Source organism: Streptomyces bambusae (genome assembly GCF_019400985.1).
Taxonomy (GTDB): Bacteria; Actinomycetota; Actinomycetes; order Streptomycetales; family Streptomycetaceae; genus Streptomyces; species Streptomyces bambusae_A.
Genome location: NZ_WTFF01000621.1, coordinates 1 through 1,555, shown reverse-complemented (window position 1 = coordinate 1,555; position 1,555 = coordinate 1). Strand labels below are relative to the sequence as shown.

Genomic DNA, 1,555 nt, shown 5'->3' with positions numbered 1-1,555 from the left:
CCCCCCCCCCCGCCCGCGCCCGTGCCCGCGCTCGCACCCGCCCCGGCGGTCCGGACCTCGTCGCCCTCGCGCCCGGTCGCGGCCGTACGCTGTACGAACACCTTGGCCTGCGCCGGCAGCGGGGCCACCGGGACCGGCGAGCCGGCCGGTACCGGCACCCGTCCGGTGCCGCGGCGACGGCTGCGCAGCGTCTCGCGCACCTCGAAGACCTTGGCCTCGGTGCGCGCGATGAGCGGCTCGAACCAGGGCAGCGCCAGCAGGATCAGCAGGCCGGCGGCCCAGCCGAGGAGCACGTCGCTCACCCAGTGCGTGCCCAGGTAGACGGTGGTGGCGCCGACGCTGAGGGCGACGACCGCCGAAAGGATCGACAGCACCCGCCGGGTGACCACGGTCGACGCCAGGTAGGCGAGGATGCCCCAGGTCACGACGGCGTTGGCGGTGTGGCCGGAGGGGAATATATCGCCGCCGGCGAAGAGCTCGGCGGAGCCGATCTGCGTGGCGTAGTGCGGACCGAGCCGGCCGAGGCCCAGCTTCACCGAGCCCACGGTGACGTTCAGCAGGAGCAGCGCCACGCCGAGCGTGAGCAGCGGGCGGAGCGTGTGCTGGCGCCAGGAGCGCCAGCCGAGCCACGCGGTGACCATCACGGCGGTGGGGCCGCGCTGGCCCAGGACGACGAGGTAGTCGAGGAAGGCGTGCAGCTGCGGCCACTGCTCGTACGGCCGGAAGAACATGATCTGCCAGTCGAGCCGGACCAGCCAGGAGGTGGTCAGGACGGCCACCACGATCGCCGAGTAGAAGGCGAGGGTGGCGCCGAGCAGCACGACACGGTGCCGGCTCATCTGCGGCGTTTGCAGATGAGCCGGTCGTTGGGGTTCACGGTCCAGCCGGGCGAAGACCCGCTCCAGACGGGTGAAGATTTGGTCGGTACGCACTCAATCGACGTTACCGCGAGCCGGTGGCGGCACCGGTCGAATCGCGGGGGTTGTGACGACCATGTGATGTGGAGTTGGTCTCAAGCGGGTTACCGCCGACGGGAAATTCCGGCCAATTCGCACTGCTTGATCGATTCTGCGGCGAGCGACTCCGGAAGATTGTCCTGACTTCGCGGCGCCAGGGGCGAATTCCGTGCAGGAAAAGGCGAATTGGAATTCCATCTTCCGCAGCGATCGGCACCGGCGGAGGCAGTCGCTACTGGCGGAGGCCATTGGGTCCGGAGGGCGGCACCGGCGGAGGCCACCACTGGCTCGGCGGAGGGCGGTACCGGCGGAGGCCACCACTGGCTCGGCGGCGGTGGCCGGTGCGTGGGCGGAGGTGGCCGGTGCCGGCGGAGGGCCGGTGCGCGGGCGGCGGCCGCCGGTACCGGCGAGGACCCGGCGTACGGCGGAGGGTCCGGCGTACGGCAGAAGGCCCGGCGCGCCGGCGGAGGCCACCACTGGCTCGGCGGAGGGTGGGACCGGCGGAGGCCACTGGCTCGGCGGAGGGTGGGACCGGCGGAGGTCGCCGGGTCGGCGGCGGTGGCCGGTGCTGGGGCTGTCGCTTATTCCCATCTCCAGGG

General features: G+C 72.4%; 1 protein-coding gene. It reads right to left on the bottom strand.

Annotated elements, in window-relative coordinates; all coding sequences use genetic code 11:
• A partial coding sequence (locus tag GPJ59_RS36110; RefSeq protein WP_219672341.1) for a phosphatase PAP2 family protein occupies positions 1-932 on the bottom strand: 932 nt, incomplete at its 3' end.
• Positions 933-1,555 lie beyond the last annotated feature (623 nt).